Source organism: ANME-2 cluster archaeon (genome assembly GCA_014237145.1).
Taxonomy (GTDB): Archaea; Halobacteriota; Methanosarcinia; order Methanosarcinales; family Methanocomedenaceae; genus Methanocomedens_A.
The window spans coordinates 1-18,548 of sequence record JAAXOC010000031.1; the positions used below are offsets into that span (position 1 = coordinate 1).

The window sequence follows — 18,548 nt, forward strand, 5'->3', positions numbered from 1 at the left end:
TTTTGTTTATCATTTAATGAAGACAGTTGAAATATTTAGGTTAGATATGTTTGGTTTGGACGCATATTTGGTTCAACCAGAAGAAAATAAAAAGTCTCTTGCCAGACCGTTAGATTACTTATGATCCAGGATGTAATTGTCATGCAGCTCCTCCACAATTGAAGGAAAAATGTAGAATAGTATAAGAACAAAATAAGAGAATCAGTGTTGAAAAGAATTCATATTTGTTAATTCAAAATCAGGTGGTGTCTCGAAATGAAAAACACGGATGTAGAGCATAAACTACAAAAATTAATTGATAAAATTGTGAAAAGTGATAAGCATGTAAAAAATGCGGTGCTTGCTGTTTCTACAGGGGATGGTGAATTCAACTGGTCCAGTGCAGCCGGTATGGCTGATCCTGAAGAGAATCGAATAATGACTGTAGACACTCCTGTATTTATTGCCAGCATTACTAAAATGTTTACAGCAACTGTTGTAATGCTTCTTTTTGAAAAGAACAAACTCAAATTAGACGCTCCTATGTCGGATTACCTTCCTTCTTCCATGATCAATAGAATTCATGTTTATGCTGGAAAGGACTACACAGATCAGGTTTTGGTACGTCATCTTTTAAGTCATACATCAGGAATCCCTGATTATTATACTAAAGCACCAGAGAATAAAAAAAGCTTTTTTGAGATTCTTATTTCAGAGCCTGACAGAATTTGGACTGTAGAGGATACAGTTGCTTTTGCACGAGACAATCTTAAACCTGAATTTGCACCAGGTGAGAGGGCTTCTTATGCAGATACAAATTTCCAGCTTCTGGGTTTTATTATTGAATCCGTAACTGGACAATCTCTTCATGATGTGTATAAAGAACTTATTTTTAAACCACTTGGTATGAAACATACTTATCTTTATACGCGTTCTAAACCTATTGATTCGAATATAGAAAAACCGGCACACTTCTTTTTTAAGAATACTGATCTGACAAATATAAAAGCTTTTGAATCTTCCTGGGCTGATGGCGGTATTCTCTCTACAGTTGATGATTGTCTGGTGTTCATTAAAGCATTTAATACTGGAACGATTTTTTCAAATGAAGATACAGGACATTTAATGCGTGATTGGAAAAAACTGCAAAAGGGAATGTATTATGGTTTTGGTACAATGCATTTTGTACCTCCTGAACTTTTCTTTCTTCTTTTCTCTTATCCAAATATTACGGGACATTTTGGTTCAATTGGGTCATTTCTATTTTATTGTGAAAAGCTGGATATTTATATTGCCGGAACAATGAATCAGGGAAAATCTGCAAGTAGACCCTTTAGAGTTGTGTTAAAAGTGATCAATTTAATCCGAAAATTCGAGAAAGAAAAGAAATAGGACTCAATATAATTTTTTTATGTTAGTGGATTGAAATTGGTTTGTAGCCCCTACGATTGAAGAGGCATAGGGTTGGGGGGTGAAGTGGTTGTTGAACCTTGGTTGGCATTATGGTCGGTATTGTGTCAGGTGTGGCTCTGTGCCGGGCCGGTGGGTGGGGTATGGTCGCACCGCTGAAGTCAACTCCCAGGAGTGTTTTGTAAGAATATTCCTGATTAAATAGGTAAGTAAAATTGAAAGAGAAGAGATAATCGTATATCATCTATTTGCTCCAAATCAAGTGAATTGAAGAAATGATGTTGCTGAAATTGTAGAAGAGTAAATATTATATCACAATAAAAGAACTCTTAAATAGAGAAAATATGGCAAAACCAATTGAGCTTGGATTGATACTGAAGGATGAAGATGCCAGACAGTTCTGGATGGATAAGAAAAATCCAAAAGTTACCCGAGAACAGGTGGACATGTTCAAAGAAGCCAGGCAGATATATAAATGCAATTTTAAACACTGATGGAATCCTAACCAATCTTTGCAGATAAACCTTCTATTGTACCTTTAACAAAAAGTTACGATGTAACTTCTTTTACGTCAACAAATGCCGAACTTAACGACTTTTTGATAAATGATGCCCTGGATGACCAAGACGAAATGATAAGCAGGACATATCTCTGCTGCCTGAATAAGAGTATTACAGGATTTTTCACTATTGTTGCCGATACCATCGAGGTCCAGGCCATTGATGAAGCAGATGGTATAGACGGTTATCCGTATCATAAATACCCAAGTATCAAGATTGCCAGACTGGCGGTTGACGAAACTTGTGAGAGGCAGGGGTTTGGCAGGTTCCTAGTCCTGGCTGCTATCGGGCTGGCTTTATCTGTGTCCGGGATCATAGGCTGCCGGTACCTTACTGTGGATTCCAATCCCGAGAGTATGAGTTTCTATGAGAGGCTGGGGTTTTAGGGTGGTGGAGAGGTACAAGCAGGCCGATTTTCCTAAGATATACATTGATATGCAGCCTGTTGTGGAAAGAATGCAGCCGGAAGAATCTCTTAAGGATTTTGTGGGGTGATGTTGGTGTTAGCCAGGGTATGCGGTATGGGCGCACTGCTGGTGGGATATTTCAGGGATGAGGGTCTGTCTGTAGATTTTATTCATCGTTTTTTACCTTGATCCGTTCCCACAACGGTTCCAGGTTTTTTTCCTTGATTTCGCATTCCCAGATAACCATATATCCCCACCCTACAGCAGTTAATGCAACAAAGTTGTCTGCATCCCTGCGTACATTACCTTCAATCTTCTGCCGCCAGAATTCGGTATTGGATTTAGGCCATTTGAAATATTTACAATTATGTTTGTGCCAAAAGCAACCATTTACAAAGATGACTTTTTTACGTCCTGTAAAAACTATATCCGGTTTTCCGGGCAGGTCATTCCGATGAAGCCTGTACCTTAATCCATTCCGCCAAAGCCACTGCCGTACTATCAATTCCGGCTTAGTATTTTTCCCTTTTATACGGGACATGTTGAAACTGCGTTGATCTGGTGAATGGACATCCACTATTATTCCTCCACAAACTGATTTTATAACATCTGTAATATAATTAAATTAAAATCAAAATCTGTTTGACCTTATCGGGCGCAATCCATCACCAGACTTCCTGTAATTTCTCAGCAATTTTCTGGGATAGCAGAACAGGTACAGCGTTTCCTATCTGACGGTAAGCAGCTGTACGCCCGGGTTTATCTAATATGCCCTCAAAGAAATAATCATCTGGGAAAGTCTGTAGACGGGCAGCTTCACGGGGAGTTAGTGACCGGTTCTGGCTGATATCCGGATGTATATAATAGTGACCATCTTTGAATATATGCGCCACAACGGTGTGAGAATAAGCTATATCTGCCGCTACAACCTTGAAACGGTCACGGAAATAAGAATGGTTCTGATGTGTTTTCAGTCGTTCCGGAAGATCTTTGTAGTGCAGTCTTTCCTGTTTTTCATTCCATTTTCTGACTGCAATCCGGTAGATTTCAAGGTCCTGATTTGTATTTGGCCGTGACTGGTGCAAAGTAACCGGCATGTCATCATTGCGTATTCCAGCTTCATAGAGATATCGGCCGGTGTATTTCTTCAATCGGCAGGGAAGCATTGAACCATCGCCAGCCTGTAATTCAGGCAGATCCTGAAAAATCTCGTTAACTTTCACCTGTGGATGCCACATTTCCGGCTCAGGGTAGAAACCTGTCTCTTTTCCTCTTTTACCGACCAGGATAATACGTTTTCTTTTCTGAAGAACTCCATAATCATTTGCAAAGAGAACTCTGTACTCAGTTTCATAGCCAGCTTTGAGGAACAGTTTCCGCATACTTTCGAAATACAGGACATTGTCAGGAGACTTTGCAGAAAAAAGGCCTGTAACATTTTCAAACACGAAATAGCGAGGTTTGTATCTTTTCAGGAATTCTGCATAATAAACATAAAGATAATTCCTCGTGTCACCCTGCATTCGGTTTTTGTCTCGTGATCGCCCGATAATCGAATATGCCTGACATGGTGGACCTCCGACAATCAGATCGAGAGACTGGCCTTCCAGCAGTCCATCAATGTGTTCAAATATCTCAGGTAAAGATTCTTTGCCGATTTCTGCATTGATTACTGATGCAATCACTGATTCCGGAATCATCTCATATAATTCAGTTCTGCTGATTCTGCCATGCAGATAGTCATAATAGGTATCTGTACGACCTTGACTTCTCAGCCAATGATATGCCATACGGGTTTTCAGGGTATAGCATGCAGCCGGATCCATTTCCACATGAGCAACTGGAGAATAACCAGTCCAGATGAACCCTTCAGACAGGGCCCCTGCACCTGCAAAGAGATCAAGAAATCTGAGGGTTTTATTCATATGTGGTCTTCCACTTTTTGGTTAATTGTAATTTATAGAAAATTATATGAAATATAGTATAAAGACATTCCCCTTCAATTATTTTGCACATTGTAACCTCTTATTGAAACGTATCATATCTTATTTCTGGCACTCTTATATCACTCATCTCCTCGTAAAAATATGTTCTTACAACAATACTAAGAAACATATATATCCTTGCTAAAATATAGTTAAGTTTGTTGCAGATAATATTTTTGTTAACGCTAAGTCATCAATGAGGTAAATGTATGAGGGATAGATTAATTGAGGAACTTATAAAAGAGGTGGTAGGTCCCAGAAATGGTCCTGAAGAAATTATTGGTGCTAACCCAGACACTGAATATTTAACTGGGGTAATTATTCCCAAAAAATGCAAAAAAATAGAAAAAAATCCTGAATCTGAAATCCTGATTTCTGATGGTGATGATTCAAAAACAGATGACGGCAATTCATCTACAGACACATCTCCTGTACTTCCAACTGAACTTGATCCCCGGATGAAGCCAAAATCATTTGGAATCTCATTTCTGCTTAAAGGAGAAAATCTACTTCTAAATGTCTGTGTGACGTGGGGCAGATATAAAAAAGTCAGTGACCCTGAAAATGATACGTCAAAGGATGCAGATGCATCAGAAAAATCCTGGAAACGACAGCCATTTAGAAAGATTCTGGATATCCCTCTCTCGAATGATGTACATGACGAAGAAACGGTATATGATGGCAGTGATGGAAAAATATTCCTCCATATAAAAAAAATTCCATTGGATGGGGCGTTACATGTCGTTTTAAGTCTTATCAATGACCTGAATATTGGGGAATGTAAAGGAGATGCAACTGTAGAAGCCTCCATCTATCAACCCTCCATACGTGTTATTCTTGGTAGTGAATGTCACCTTGAATCTTTAAATTCAGTTAAAGGCAATAAGTTGGATTTCATATACAGAGATAATCCAGTTCTTGCTCGGGGTCATATGTGCTCAGCAATATGGAAGAAAGTTGATTATCAGGACCAATTTGTGGAACAGAAACTATGGCAAGATGGTGACTATTTCGAAGATTGTAAGGAATTTTTCGATTGTGATGTGAGAAGCGAATTTATACCACTTTATCCAGATTCTTCACCAAACATGACATGGGATAAATCTTCTTTTACAGAGGTGCCAGAATTATCTGCTCTTAAACTGTCTGAAATGTGGGGCATTGAAGATATTAGTAAATATCTTTCACCTCTAACAGAGGCCTACGAAGAATGGATAAAAATGAACGAAATGTCATCCACTGGCTTTACGGAAGAAGAAATGGAGATGGTTAAAGAACTGATCAATCACCAGAAATCGTCTCTCAAACGTCTGAAATCTGGAATTGAATGTCTTAAACATAATGAAGAAGCTCTTTTATCATTCTGTTTTGCAAACAAAGTTATCTGGCTACAGGATACCTGGAAAAATAAAGGAAAATATGGTGATAACAACGATAAATTTTGCTGGAGACCGTTCCAGTTGGCATTTTTCCTAATGAATCTTGAATCCCTTTATTCACAGGATTCAGAATATAGAAACCATGTTGATTTGCTCTGGGTTCCCACAGGAGGTGGCAAAACAGAGGCATATCTTGCAATGATGGCTTTTACTATTGCCCTGCGTCGCAGGAAAGCAAAAAATCATACGTCAGATTCAGACATCAATATAACAGGTGCAGGAACAGCTATAATCACCCGTTACACACTCCGTCTATTGACAGTGCAGCAGTTTCGCAGGACATTATTGATGATAACCGCAGCAGAATATCTGCGTGTTTTCAATCGCAATGGTGTGATTGGCTGGAGACCAGATAAGTGTCATTTATCTGATAACTGGTTATTCGGCTCAGTAAGATTTTCAGCTGGGATGTGGGTGGGAGGTGGTGTTTCTCCTAACCATCTCCGCTATGGTGATTATAGTGCAATAAAGGCTTTGAAAGAAGGTGTTTCTGACGGTGAACCCGCACAAATTGTAAAATGTCCTGTATGTGGAGAATGGCTTGCAGTTCCCCGAGCAGGGTTGCCGGTGGGAAGTAACACTTTGCATATGGTTGTAAAATCAACACGGTCAATTGAAGATTTACAGAACCATGTCAAAACTTTAGAGTATCCGGACCCCATAAAGAATATTGATTTTATAGATAATGGACTTCTTCCAAATCATCTGACACTCTCATTGACACTTGAAAGCACCACAAAAGTTAAAGAAAAATATATTGATGATCTTGTTACCGGGTTGGAGAAGAGTTATGGAGTGGAAATTTTATCCTTCAGACCTTCGAGGCCAGGATATTTTCCATCAATTCATGAACCAGGCAGGAAAACTGAATCTCATGCTGATTTTGAAATTTTTTGCACGAATCCGGAATGTGATCTGAACAACGAAGTAAACCATAAAGAAGGGGTTCCTCTTAATCTTTCACACGAAAATGAAAAACAATTACCCGATGGTTTATTCTTAAAAAACAATCCAATGCACTTTTTACCAGGGTCCTGCATCCCGATTCCTGCATACACCGTTGATGAACAGATTTACCATCGTTGCCCAACAGTTATCGTGAGCACGGCGGATAAGATTGCACGACTCGCATTTGAACCAAGAACAGCTTCAATATTTGGAAATATAACGAATTTCAATTCTATTTATGGTTATTACCATAAGAGTCTGTTTCCTAAAGAAACCAATAAAACAGCAAGAAGCGAACAATACTCTGTCAATGTCAGGGCATTCCATCCACCAGAAATGATTGTACAGGATGAACTCCATTTAATGGATGGCCCTCTTGGAAGTATGTTCGGCTTATATGAATCTGTTGTTGATGGTCTTATTCATGTGTCTGGAGGAAAACCGAAATACATAGCTTCCTCTGCCACAGTTAACCAAGCGGAAAATCAGGTAGATCGTCTGTTCAACAGACCTTTGTTTCAGTTTCCGGCTTATGGTCTTACATTTAAAGACAGTTTTTTTGTGAAAATGCCTGACTGGTCTGAAGGATGGAAGGAAAACAGGCCAGGAAGAATATACATGGGAATTTATACACCTGGTAAAGGATCACTAACTCCAATAATCAGGATATGGGCCAGACTTCTTAAAACAGCACAGGATAATCGTTCAGAGGAGAATATAATTAATTTCTGGACACTTGTCGGATATTTCAATTCATTACGGGAACTCGGAGGAAACAGAGCCCTTTTCAGAGAGGATATTATTGAACGACTCGATAATATCTCAGGAGACTCTCCGAGAAATCTTGATAGTGAGAGAGTTGTCGAACTATCAAGCAGAATCGATTCTACTGACATTCCTCAGATGCTGGAGGAACTTGAACAGGGACATAACCGAAAAATAAGTGAGAATCCGGATGCAATTTTTACTACCTCAATGTTCGGTACGGGTGTTGACATTTCACACCTTTCTCTTATGGTAGTTAATGGGCAACCAAAAACAACATCGCAGTATATTCAGGCAACCGGGCGTGTGGGAAGAAGCCGTGGAGCACTTGTGACAACCTTCTATAAGGCTGGCAGGCCTCGGGATTTGAGCCATTATGAAATTTTCACAGGATATCATCACAGAATTAATCTTGAAGTTGAACCAGCATCTGTTTCACCATTTTCAGATGGCTGTATGGCAAAAGCTGCAGGACCGGCAATTGTATCGTTCCTGAGAAACATGCCTGAATCAGGTGTGGAATGGTTCACTGAATCTGGCGATAACATACAGAATCCGATGGCAAAAATAGATTTTGAAGTATTTATCAGAGATTGTCTGATTAATCGTGGGCAAGATGATGCTGACGTTCTTGAATATTTTAAATCCCATTTTGACAAATGGCTGGATATATCCCAGAAACTAACTGGAAAAGGTAAAAATCTGGTATACAATGAATATACACTATACAGGACTGCAGAAAAAAACGTTGTTTTAGGAGATCCCGCCCATGAACGAATTCAGGATTTAAAAACTGTATATAAAAATGCCCCTCAATCTCTGAGAGATATTGAGGAAACAACAGCATTTGAGGTGTAAATATGGAAAGAGAGTTCCAACACATAAGCAGATCTCAATTTGTACTAACCTATGGGCCAGGGTCAATAATAGAGACTAAAAATGGACCCCGAATAATTCCGGCCATGAACCGTGGGCTTGCTGAATATTTCAGCAAAGATATTTTTGAAAGATTTGAAATTGCAGAAATAAGATTGTCAAAATATATTCAGAAACAGTCCGGTAACCAACCACGTATTCGTATTGTTGCACTTCCTACAAATGCGGGCCTTGAAAAGCCTGGAAATTACAGGATTTATTCTACTTTTGTATTTCCCGTTTGGAAAGTGTGCTATGGAAGAAAAGGTGAACATAAACCAATATTGTATAATGGTCCAAAATGTCCCCTTTGCAAAACAAATGTCGAATCCTCAGCAACGAGATTTGTTGTTTCATGTTCTGCAGGACATCTTGATGAGGTCAATTGGCAGTATGCAGTTCATGGAAAGGACAATTGTAAACCACCCTTTTATTTCTGGAAATCCAGTGGCAGTTCACTCTCAGATATAGTTATAGAGTGTCCCCATTGTGGTTCAAAATCAAATATGAAGGAAATTTATAAAATAAACTTTTTCTGCACTGGAAGAACTCCCGAAAAGGAGACACCGTCTCCATCGTCGTTTCCTCCATATTATACTAAACCACAAAGGCCGCAAAAGTGTGAAAAAAAAATGAAAATCACACAGAGGCAGTCCACCTCATTGCATGTATCAGAAACGATGACACTTTTAACAATTCCAGAATATGATAACAATATATCCAGAATTCTTCAAAGAAACGACGTATCAGTAGCACTTGATACCATTATGAATGCTCCAATGGATTTTAAAAATATGGATAAGGAAGTATTCATCAAATGGATATCCTCTTCGTTAATGAACAGGATTCCTGAAGATTCTTTTCAAATTATAATTGATGAAATAAATAAAGGTGGTGTTTCAGATTTCTGTGATATTTATCATCGTCTACATGTAGAGGACCAGTCGTTTATGGGTCTGATGTATGAAGAATTTGAATCGCTGCTTTCAGGTGCAGGGAACCCGACGGACAATTTTTCAATGTCCAACCCGAAAACCATTATACCAGATTCTGATATTATCCCAAAATTACTGGTGCATCCGGTAAATAAAATCAGGACAATCACTGTCCAAACCGGCTACATCCGTCTGGTTAATTTCAGTGATGAAGAAAATCCCGGTAAAATCTCTTCTGGAGCATATCTCGATGGAAGTATCTGGTTTCCCGGATATGAAGGATTTGGGGAGGGAATATTCATTACATTTGATGGTGGGATGCTGCCTGATCTCTCTTCAAAGGCTGCGTATGGCGATTGGAACTTATTTAGAAAATCTGACATGGAATATGAGACTGACTGGTCTGAAGTAACACAAAAACCCGAATTTGTCTGGCTCCATACTCTATCTCACGCCGTAATTCGTTCATTATCTGCTCATACTGGTTATTCTGCAGTTTCATTGAGAGAACGTGTTTATATATCCCGTGATGGAAGAAACGGTGGGATTTTAATTTATAATACCTCACCTGGAGAAGATAGCGGAATGGGAGGTCTTGTTGGAACAGTGGAATATTTCCAGGATATTATCAACACAGCAATTAATAATCTTCGTATCTGCTCAAATGATCCCCTATGTAATGATGTTAATAAATCTTCAGAGAGTATTAATGGTGCAGCCTGTTACAGCTGTCTTTTAATATCTGAAACATCATGCGAACACCGAAATCTTTGGCTTGATCGACATCTTGTAATTGGAGAATGATAATGCTGGTGGAGATTGTTCCAGTAGCCAGTGGTGAAAAATGGATCGGTTATGGTGTAAGGTCATTTCAATCTATCATTCATGAACTCATTTCGAAAGCATCAAATGAACTGGTGATGACAGTTTACGTTATTACCAGTATGGATATTATTGATGATCTTAGAAATGCACTTGAAAGAGGCGTGGGAGTTGAAATCTATCTCTACAGTGAGGAAACGCAGGAAGAAAATGAAGCGGTACTCTCAATATTGAAGTTAAAAGATGAATTTGATTATCTAAAATTATATCGGATAAAAGAGGAAATGCTGCATGCTAAAGTTCTGGTGGCAGATGGGCATAAAGTTCTTTCCGGTTCGGCAAATTTTACATTTAGTGGAATGTTTAAAAATTATGAACTGGGATTTCTTGTCAATGACTCCACCATTGCAATGCAGATTCTGACTCTCATTAAGAGGTTAAAGTCATAATGAGAACATACTATTATCGTGGGATTACCTGCCCTAATTGTCATGAACCACATGTAAATGGAGGAGCAATTGAAATACTTGATAAATCCAGTCTAAGATGTACATCTTGTGGTGCAAAATTCAAAAAAACAATAAATCTGCATTCCTCTGAATTATTTCCAGAAACTCTTAATTATATTATAAAGAGGGAAGGGGAAAATGCAAAACAGTATCTTTCGCGTATCCCTCTGAAATGGAAAATAGAACCAAATATAATAGAGCAGGCATATATTGACTGGCTTTCGGCTGAAACAAATGGGTTTTTTCTTATCACATGGCCATGGCATGATGTACGATTTATTCCATTATTGGTTTTTGAATACCTCATGAATAATCCCGGGAAACGTGCCGCTGTAATCGGGAACTATTCCAATTATAAAGAAGACAAAATTGAAATTTCACCATCTTCACACTCTGTATTCACAAATATGATTTATACCGTGAATGCAGAATCAGTTAGTACTAAAATAAAAAAAGAAATCAAACATTTGGATAGAAAGCTAATTTTAAAAAAAGAAAAAGTGGTAGATGTAATATATAAAAAAATTGGTGCAAATGAATTAAAAACTAAATTATTCTATAAAACATTAAGAAAATGTAAAAATGAGATTATCAAAGAAGATTCTGAATTCAAGGAGGATTTATTAAGAAATATTACAGAGCATAAATTAAACGGCAGGTCAAATACAAAAGAGATTAATAAAGACGGCATATGGGATGTTTCTCTTAATGAACAGGAACGCTGGACTGGCGATCTTAAATATAATAAAATATGGTTATGGGACGTCCTTTTAAATTCAACCAGATTGTATACCTGTAAATCAACAATACCTCATCTTTTTTATGGAGAAGAGACTGATGAGAAAACAACACATAAAGATATCAGATTACATTTTTTATCTTCCGAACCTGATTTTGCAACAGTCTTGGAAAATGTACAGGAGATATCTCCTGATATTCTTATCATCGATAATACAGATGAAATAATCTCCGATTCCAGATTCGGGGGGGAGAGAAGCAAAACATTACTACAGTTTCTAAATAAGTGTTCCATGAAAACGGTTCTTATGTTTTCAACAAATCCTGATATTCGTCAGTTTTACAAATTAAACGACAATGAATCTCTTTTTCAATCTATTAAGGTAATTCCCCATACCTGGGATTCTCCACATATTATCGATAATCTACCTGCTGGAAATGAATCAAAACATCCTAATCCTGTTTCATCAAACATGAGCCAGATTATTAAAGAGAAAATCAGAAAAATAACTCCTGAATATGTTATAGTGGATTCTTACAACACAATTGTAGAAACGTTAGATAATTGCTTATCTAATCTTGATGATGAGTTCAACAGAGATATTAAAATTTATTTCAAAAGAGTTCTCTCCACACCCCTGAATATCAGAAGAGAGTATCAAAATCCTGAAACATTATTAGTTAAAAAATGGCGTAGTGATTCTCTTACTTATGATCTTGTCATGAGCAGACTTTATGATGCACTTGATCAGAACATATTCATATCACTCGATGATACTTTGAAAGAGATTTTTCAGATAGGCACCCCAGAACAGATAAATCCACTCAGGGAAAAAATCATATCTACCATAGAAAATATCCTCGATTCTAGTGAAAACTGGTACATTACAGTCGTTGTCTATCCTTCTGAAGTAAAAGGAACCGAACGTTTACTACGGAGAAATGATTCCATACAGGATACTGCTTTTTCACGCATATCCTTCTGTGGGTGGAAAAACTTAGCAAGCATTGAGGGAACAATACCTGAAGGATTCAGACATTGTATCATTTCTACACGCTATCCTTCTATAGACTATGGTTTGCATTCGTCCAGTGTTGACAGGTTCATTTTCATTGGAGATGAAAAAGGAATTGGAAATATTAAAGATATTATTGAGAAGAGGCTCCTTGAAATAAATGCTTATCCGATTATTAAGCCGGATGATGCTGCAACACTTCCAGATTTGCTGAATAGGTCACTTAGCATGATAAATATTCCTGAGACGGGACAATTATCTGAAATGTATGAAGATATCATGGACGAGATGGAATTCATAATGCCATATTCAGAATTTACCGATTCTGGTGGCGTAACTGGGATATCTGGAGAATCCAAAACTCATTTTAAGATTAAATCTGAAGAACCTGCAATACTGTGCATTGACTCACAAAATCGAGGTGTATTTCTCCCTTTAAATTGCTCTATACTGATAAAAGACGGCAGCCAATTTCAAGAAATTTCAATTGATGGTGATCCATCGCTCAATTCAATAAAGAAAAATTTAATGGAGAATGAGATAATTCTCGGTCGGGCAGGATTTTATATCTCATTCAGATCAATATTCTTTGAATTTATGATGAAATTTGGTGACAAATTACAGTTTCAGAGAGGACCATTTGAATGGCATGGATTCAGAAATCTATTCAATGATTCTGTCCACTGGAACATGATTCTTGAAAAAACAGTCCATGAGTATGCAGAAAATAATTCACTTGAGTTGCGACAATCGCAAAATTGTATTGCCGCAATACTCGCTGATTCAGGGATTACAGCAGTCAATCCAGACTATATAATAGGATGGTGGACGAATTATGAAGAGGTTACTCTTGATTCTGGTATATATAGATTATACAGAGTAGAGCATCCTTTTACTCGCAATGATATGCGAACGATTTACAGTGTGCTTAGAAATTTATGCCCGGACATTTTGTCTGATATTCAAGTCGCAGATCGATCATATGCTGCAGCAATTTCACTCCAGAATCTTCGCCGAAATTCATTAAAGAGACATGATAAAAATATTGAGGCAAAATATTCCGCTATTTATTCTCAGCTCGAAAAACAAATCATGCAGATTATGAAAAATGCAGAGATGTTCAGGGTTATTGACGTTTACAAGATTAACGTTTCATGCGAAGTAGAACCACTGAGAATATTTGAAAACTACCAAGACTTTATTGAAACAAACAAATAAAATCTTGCTTTTACTTTCGATATTGCACATCTCAATTAGCCCCATCCTGCTGTCCTTGTTCATGACACCCAGGTCGGGCTGGCAGGCGCTTTTCGGTGCCTCGTGGATGCATAGGTATCCAGCGGTCTGGGGGTGCGAAGTGGATGTTATTTCGGTTAGCTGCCGGCGTCAGTTTAAATATAATTTTTATGTAATAATGCACCACAACGAACGCAATGGACGCTAAGCCAAGGCAACAAGGTCTTTGCGATTTTTTCGCACTTTGCAGTTAATTTTTATTATATCCATTCGCAGATTAGAAATATTATTTTCATCCAATGGTTATTTATAAATTTATTGCATATTTACACCAAGGAGAGAATGTCATGGCTTTGAATGTTAATGTGAATAGTGACTTTTCAATGCAGGAGGTAAGCGACGTAATTCGCTCTGCCCTAGCTCTGGATGAGCGGCTCGCAAAACATAAAAAAGCCAGGTATTATGATTTATGTAAAGATTTTGAGACAAAATATAAGATGAGTTCAGATATTTTCATGCAAAAATTTGAATCCGGGCATCTGGACGACCTCGATGACTATTTTGATTGGTATGCAGCAAAAAAAGGATTGGATCACTGGAATAAAAAGTTGAACATATTGTCAGGTATCAGCCTATGAATGCAATAGAGTATTACTCTCAGATTGAAACCACTATTAATGACTGCCCGATAGTCACCCATTTCTCCGCATTTCCTGCCACCGCAGCCCGATAGGGCGGCAGGTGGCAGCCAACCTTGTGGATTCGTGTGAACTTTGAACCACCAAGGACGCGGAGTGCGCAGACCATTTTTAACTTTCTATGTGGTCTCTGTGATCTCGGTGGTTAATATTTACTAAACTCCAAAATAACTGATCAGTCCCCCTTTGGGCCCGGTTCTTTTCCTTAGAATTATTTTTAACCACCCCTGTCCTAAACAATTGCCAATGAATTTAACCTTCAGTCCACAAACATATACACACCCATGAAACGAACAGGAGTTACGAACCTGCCCCTGCACGGCGGGGCAGCACCCAGATGGCTGTTCAACAGGATGGTCAAACTGTCAGGCGGCATCTGCGATGCAATATTACTGGATTACGGGCCGGATGAGATGCTAAGGCGGCTGTCAGACCCTTACTGGTTCCAGGCGTTCTCATGTGTGCTCGGATTCGACTGGCACAGTTCCGGCACCACCACCACCACCTGCGGTGCCCTGAAAATTGCACTGGACCCCCAGGAGCACGGCATCAAAGTGTGCGGCGGGAAAGGCAGGACGTCCAGGAAGACGCTGGATGAAATAGAGCAGACTGCTGATGTATTCAGTCTTTCAACCGCAGACATCGAGCAGCTAAAGTACTCAAGCAGGATGAGCGCAAAGGTTGACAACAGCCTGATACAGGATGATTACAGCCTGTACCACCACTGCCTGGTATTTGACGAGAAAGGAGACTGGACCGTTATCCAGCAGGGTATGAACGATTCATATGCCAGGCGGTACCAGTGGTTATCAGAAGGAGTAAAAAGTTTTGTAGAAGAGCCGCATTCCGGCATAGCATCTGATGATATCAAACCCGATGTGCTGGACATGACAGCAAGGGAGAGCTATAATACACAGGAAGTAAGCCTTGACCTTATACTGGACGGTCCCGAGCACCTTAGGCAGTATTTCGGCAAAAAGAACCAGACGAGGCTGGACGATTTCACTGGCAACAGGTTGGATGATCTCACTGGCGGCAGGTTAGATGGTTTCACAGGTAGAAGGGTGGATGAACTGTCACTACCGCCCCGTCATCATATAATAGATATGGATATCACAGAAAAGGGGATGAAGGTGCTAAAGGAAGCCTACGAACTCCAGCCTTCATCCTACGAGGAACTTGTCTCGCTAAGGGGCATGGGGCCGCAAAAGATACGTGCGCTGGCACTGGTTTCAGACCTTGTTTACGGTACACGGCCAAGCTGGCGCGACCCTGTGAAATACAGTTTCGCCCACGGTGGGAAGGATGGATTCCCGTTTCCTGTAGACCGGGACACCTATGACAAGAGTATCAGCACCCTAAAGGATGCAGTGGAATCTGCCAGGCTGGGTGAAAAAGATAAACAGAATGCTATAAAAAGGCTGAGCCAGTTTATTTCAGATGAATGAACAGGGATTAGATAAATAAACAGGGACTGGATGAGGATTACATGTACTTGACAGATGATGAAGAGATCGGGGACCGGATAATAGAGATACGGCGCCGGTTGCACAGGATACCCGAGTTAAGTTTCCATGAGTTTAAGACACAGGAGGCAGTGATGGAGCTTTTGGAGAAGATAGGGCTTAAGGGAGAGTATATTGCCAACACTGGTGTTATTGCCACAATACAGGGCAAAGGTCCAGGGAAATGCATCGCACTGCGTACGGATATGGATGGACTTGAGGTGACCGAGGAGCCGACACAGTTTAACAGTGAATATATTTCACAGCACCCGGGTTTTATGCACTCCTGCGGGCACGATGCCCACATGGCAATAGTGTTGGGGGCTGCCATGCATCTTATACGGCAAAGGGATAATTTCCCTGGCTCTGTCAAATTGATATTCCAGCCTGCTGAGGAGCAGCCCCCAGGGGGCGCACTTGATGTTATCAGGGACGGCGGCCTGGATGGAGTGGATGCAATAGTGGGACTGCACGTTTTAAGCCACATTGATTCGGGTGAGATAAAATTCAGGGCAGGGCCATTTTTGGCGGCATCAAATGTAATGAAAATAAAGATCACAGGTAAGGGCGGGCATCATCTCAGCCCGGAGCTTGTTATTGACCCGATTGCAATTGCTGCCAGGTTTATTGGCTGTATCTGTGATAGGATCAAGATGAAGATACCGCAAGACAGGTTCATTTTAGGTTTTGGTAAGATAGCGGGTGGGTCCCAGTTCAACAGGACACCTGATGAAGTGGATGTAATGGGCAGTTTCCGTACCTTTGACAACAGGGATACACAGGATATAGAGGATATCATTAAACAGGTCCTTGATGAACTGGTGGATATGTATGGTAAGCAGGATTTCCCTGGACTGCCAGCTTATAAACTTGATATTGAGCACGGGTATCCGGTTCTGGTCAATGACCCGGTGTTCTCAAATAAGGTATTGAGGCTCCTTAAAGAGCATTTCCCTGAAGTAGGTGACGATAAACCTTTCTTCGGGTCAGAGGATTTCGCCTACTACCTTCAGGAGATACCAGGTGTCTACATCGGTTTGGGAATAAGGAATGAAGAAAAGGGTATTACTGACGGCAACCATTCCAGCAGGTTCGACATCGATGAGACTGTGCTGGTGGACGGCACAAGGATGCTGGCCATTATCGCACTGGACTTTTTGAACGACCCCGGAGAATACCTGCTGTGAGAATAGAGGTGTTCACACCTGACCGGGCCGGCGAGGTGAGGCAGTTTGTTCTGGGTGTGCTTGAAGGAGAAGGATTCGGGTACGATCCGGTAAAGGATTCTGACCTTAAGGATATTTGCGGATACTACATTGACAATGGCGGTGTGTTCTATATAGGGACCATTAAGGGTGTTGTGGTGGGGACAGGTGCAGTTCGCAGGATAAATTCAAAAAAGTGTGAAATAAAACGTATTTATGTGAAACCGGAGTTCAGGGGCCGGGGTTTTGGTAAGAAGTTGTTCTTAATGGCACTTGAATTTGCCAGGACCCATTATCATGTGGTCACATTGAAAACTGACAGAACATTTGTTGAGGCTATCAACATGTATCAAAAACACGGTTTTTCAGTTGTTAACGAAAATGATGATACACTGTTCTTTTTGTATCGTCCATAATGTTCAGCTTCCTTAGCAGATGCATTTCAAAAACCTTATATCCTAATCTCACGAATGGGTTTAAACCAATATGGTAGGTGATTGGATGTTAAGTGTTAATGAAAAGGGACTTGAAATTGCAGAATATATGATGGATGAGGCTGAAGAACTCAAGATTAAGACTGTTGAACTGAAGAATGGAGCAAATGTCATCGACTGCGGCGTGAACGTAAGCGGTAGTTACGATGCGGGATTGATGTTTACAGATATCTGTATGGGCGGTTTGAACAGTTCAAGTATTACCGTGCATAAAGTGGGCGATGTTCCACTGGCCTTCATTGACATAAGCACCGATCATCCTTCGATATCCTGCCTTGGTGCGCAGAAAGCTGGCTGGCAGGTCAGTGTTGACAAGTATTTTGCCATGGGTTCAGGCCCGGCAAGGGCACTTTCACTAAAGCCAAAGCACACATACGAGAGAATACAGTATGAAGATGAATTTGATTCTACGGTCATTGCCCTGGAGTCCAGTGCACTTCCGGATGAAAAGGTCATGCAGTTCATTGCAGATGAATGTAATGTGCCAGTGGAGAACACTGTAGCACTGGTGGCACCAACTGCCAGTATCGTTGGCTCGGTCCAGGTTTCAGGCAGGGTTGTGGAGACAGGTATCTTCAAGCTCAACGAACTCGGGTTCGATACCACCCAGATCGTGTGCGGGACTGGTACTGCACCCATTGCACCTGTGGTCAAGGATGACCTGAAGGCTATGGGATGCACCAATGACAGTGTCATTTATTACGGTTCGATTGTACTGACCACACGCGGATTTGATGAGGAGCTGTTCAAGCAGGTACCATCTTCTACGTCATCCGATTACGGTAAACCCTTCTTCAAGACATTCAAGGATGCAGGCTATGATTTCTACAAGATCGATGCCAACATCTTTGCTCCCGCGGAAGTCTTGGTGAACGACCTTGATACAGGTAAGACCTATCACTCAGGCCACCTGAATGCAGAGGTCATCATGGAATCATACGGCATTAGCGGATTATAAATCCGCACTTTTTTTTATTTTGAA

The 18,548-nt window shown here is 40.1% G+C and carries 15 protein-coding genes; 12 read left to right on the forward strand and 3 right to left on the reverse strand.

The genetic code is table 11. The features are described 5' to 3' along the window. Positions 1 to 255 precede the first annotated feature (255 nt). The 3 genes from HF974_03850 to HF974_03860 all read left to right on the forward strand — a co-directional run bounded on the left by HF974_03850 (position 256) and on the right by HF974_03860 (position 2,335). Entirely contained in the window at positions 256 to 1,371 is a 1,116-nt protein-coding gene (locus HF974_03850) for a serine hydrolase (GenBank protein MBC2697471.1), read from the forward strand. A 362-nt stretch (positions 1,372 to 1,733) separates the two neighbouring features. Next, complete coding sequence (locus HF974_03855; GenBank protein ID MBC2697472.1) at positions 1,734 to 1,883, forward strand: hypothetical protein; 150 nt, start codon at positions 1,734 to 1,736, stop codon at positions 1,881 to 1,883. A 104-nt stretch (positions 1,884 to 1,987) separates the two neighbouring features. Continuing rightward, the gene (locus HF974_03860; protein MBC2697473.1) at positions 1,988 to 2,335 is read left to right on the forward strand and encodes a GNAT family N-acetyltransferase; all 348 of its coding nucleotides are present in this window, start codon (positions 1,988 to 1,990) and stop codon (positions 2,333 to 2,335) included. A gap of 187 nt (positions 2,336 to 2,522) precedes the next feature. Here the strand turns inward: HF974_03860 and vsr are convergent, their stop codons facing one another. Together vsr and HF974_03870 are read right to left on the reverse strand one after the other, a co-directional pair. Further along, positions 2,523 to 2,936 carry a DNA mismatch endonuclease Vsr gene (vsr, locus tag HF974_03865; GenBank protein MBC2697474.1) on the reverse strand — a complete coding sequence of 138 codons (414 nt, stop codon included), beginning with the start codon at positions 2,934 to 2,936 and terminating at the stop codon, positions 2,523 to 2,525. Positions 2,937 to 3,021: 85 nt separating this feature from the next. After that, positions 3,022 to 4,281 carry a DNA cytosine methyltransferase gene (locus HF974_03870; protein MBC2697475.1) on the reverse strand — a complete coding sequence of 420 codons (1,260 nt, stop codon included), beginning with the start codon at positions 4,279 to 4,281 and terminating at the stop codon, positions 3,022 to 3,024. A gap of 269 nt (positions 4,282 to 4,550) precedes the next feature. Here HF974_03870 and HF974_03875 point away from each other — a divergent pair, with 269 nt between their 5' ends. From HF974_03875 to HF974_03895, 5 genes are all read left to right on the forward strand, one after another. Then, entirely contained in the window at positions 4,551 to 8,351 is a 3,801-nt protein-coding gene (locus HF974_03875; protein MBC2697476.1) for a DNA/RNA helicase, read from the forward strand. Between the two features lie 2 nt (positions 8,352 to 8,353). Then, a complete protein-coding gene (locus tag HF974_03880) occupies positions 8,354 to 10,147 on the forward strand; it encodes a DUF1998 domain-containing protein (protein MBC2697477.1) in 1,794 nt (597 codons plus the stop codon). Positions 10,148 to 10,149: 2 nt separating this feature from the next. After that, entirely contained in the window at positions 10,150 to 10,614 is a 465-nt protein-coding gene (locus HF974_03885; protein MBC2697478.1) for an endonuclease, read from the forward strand. Beyond that, positions 10,614 to 13,646, forward strand: a complete 3,033-nt coding sequence (locus HF974_03890) for a hypothetical protein (GenBank protein ID MBC2697479.1) — start codon at positions 10,614 to 10,616, stop codon at positions 13,644 to 13,646. Before HF974_03885 ends, HF974_03890 begins: the two co-directional genes overlap by 1 nt. A gap of 365 nt (positions 13,647 to 14,011) precedes the next feature. Beyond that, positions 14,012 to 14,302 carry a hypothetical protein gene (locus tag HF974_03895; protein ID MBC2697480.1) on the forward strand — a complete coding sequence of 97 codons (291 nt, stop codon included), beginning with the start codon at positions 14,012 to 14,014 and terminating at the stop codon, positions 14,300 to 14,302. A 19-nt stretch (positions 14,303 to 14,321) separates the two neighbouring features. Here the strand turns inward: HF974_03895 and HF974_03900 are convergent, their stop codons facing one another. Next, on the reverse strand, positions 14,322 to 14,471 hold the full coding sequence (locus tag HF974_03900; GenBank protein MBC2697481.1) for a hypothetical protein: 150 nt from the start codon (positions 14,469 to 14,471) through the stop codon (positions 14,322 to 14,324). 175 nt (positions 14,472 to 14,646) lie between these two features. Between HF974_03900 and HF974_03905 the strand changes: the two genes are divergently transcribed. The 4 genes from HF974_03905 (at position 14,647) to mch (ending at position 18,524) form a co-directional block, all read left to right on the forward strand. Then, entirely contained in the window at positions 14,647 to 15,810 is a 1,164-nt protein-coding gene (locus HF974_03905) for a DUF763 domain-containing protein (GenBank protein ID MBC2697482.1), read from the forward strand. A gap of 41 nt (positions 15,811 to 15,851) precedes the next feature. Next, complete coding sequence (locus HF974_03910) at positions 15,852 to 17,054, forward strand: amidohydrolase (GenBank protein ID MBC2697483.1); 1,203 nt, start codon at positions 15,852 to 15,854, stop codon at positions 17,052 to 17,054. Continuing rightward, a complete protein-coding gene (locus HF974_03915) occupies positions 17,051 to 17,488 on the forward strand; it encodes a GNAT family N-acetyltransferase (protein MBC2697484.1) in 438 nt (145 codons plus the stop codon). The genes HF974_03910 and HF974_03915 overlap by 4 nt, the downstream gene beginning before the upstream one ends. An 85-nt stretch (positions 17,489 to 17,573) precedes the next feature. After that, positions 17,574 to 18,524, forward strand: coding sequence for a methenyltetrahydromethanopterin cyclohydrolase (gene mch / locus HF974_03920; GenBank protein ID MBC2697485.1), 951 nt, complete (start codon positions 17,574 to 17,576; stop codon positions 18,522 to 18,524). Positions 18,525 to 18,548: the final 24 nt, after the last annotated feature.

Coding starts and splice junctions, on each gene's coding strand:
- HF974_03850 (MBC2697471.1), top strand. CDS start 256: ATGAAAAACACGGATGTAGAGCATAAACTACAAAAATTAATTGATAAA.
- HF974_03855 (MBC2697472.1), top strand. CDS start 1,734: ATGGCAAAACCAATTGAGCTTGGATTGATACTGAAGGATGAAGATGCC.
- HF974_03870 (MBC2697475.1), bottom strand. CDS start 4,281: ATGAATAAAACCCTCAGATTTCTTGATCTCTTTGCAGGTGCAGGGGCC.
- HF974_03875 (MBC2697476.1), top strand. CDS start 4,551: ATGAGGGATAGATTAATTGAGGAACTTATAAAAGAGGTGGTAGGTCCC.
- HF974_03880 (MBC2697477.1), top strand. CDS start 8,354: ATGGAAAGAGAGTTCCAACACATAAGCAGATCTCAATTTGTACTAACC.
- HF974_03885 (MBC2697478.1), top strand. CDS start 10,150: ATGCTGGTGGAGATTGTTCCAGTAGCCAGTGGTGAAAAATGGATCGGT.
- HF974_03890 (MBC2697479.1), top strand. CDS start 10,614: ATGAGAACATACTATTATCGTGGGATTACCTGCCCTAATTGTCATGAA.
- HF974_03895 (MBC2697480.1), top strand. CDS start 14,012: ATGGCTTTGAATGTTAATGTGAATAGTGACTTTTCAATGCAGGAGGTA.
- HF974_03900 (MBC2697481.1), bottom strand. CDS start 14,471: ATGGTCTGCGCACTCCGCGTCCTTGGTGGTTCAAAGTTCACACGAATC.
- HF974_03905 (MBC2697482.1), top strand. CDS start 14,647: ATGAAACGAACAGGAGTTACGAACCTGCCCCTGCACGGCGGGGCAGCA.
- HF974_03910 (MBC2697483.1), top strand. CDS start 15,852: ATGTACTTGACAGATGATGAAGAGATCGGGGACCGGATAATAGAGATA.
- mch (MBC2697485.1), top strand. CDS start 17,574: ATGTTAAGTGTTAATGAAAAGGGACTTGAAATTGCAGAATATATGATG.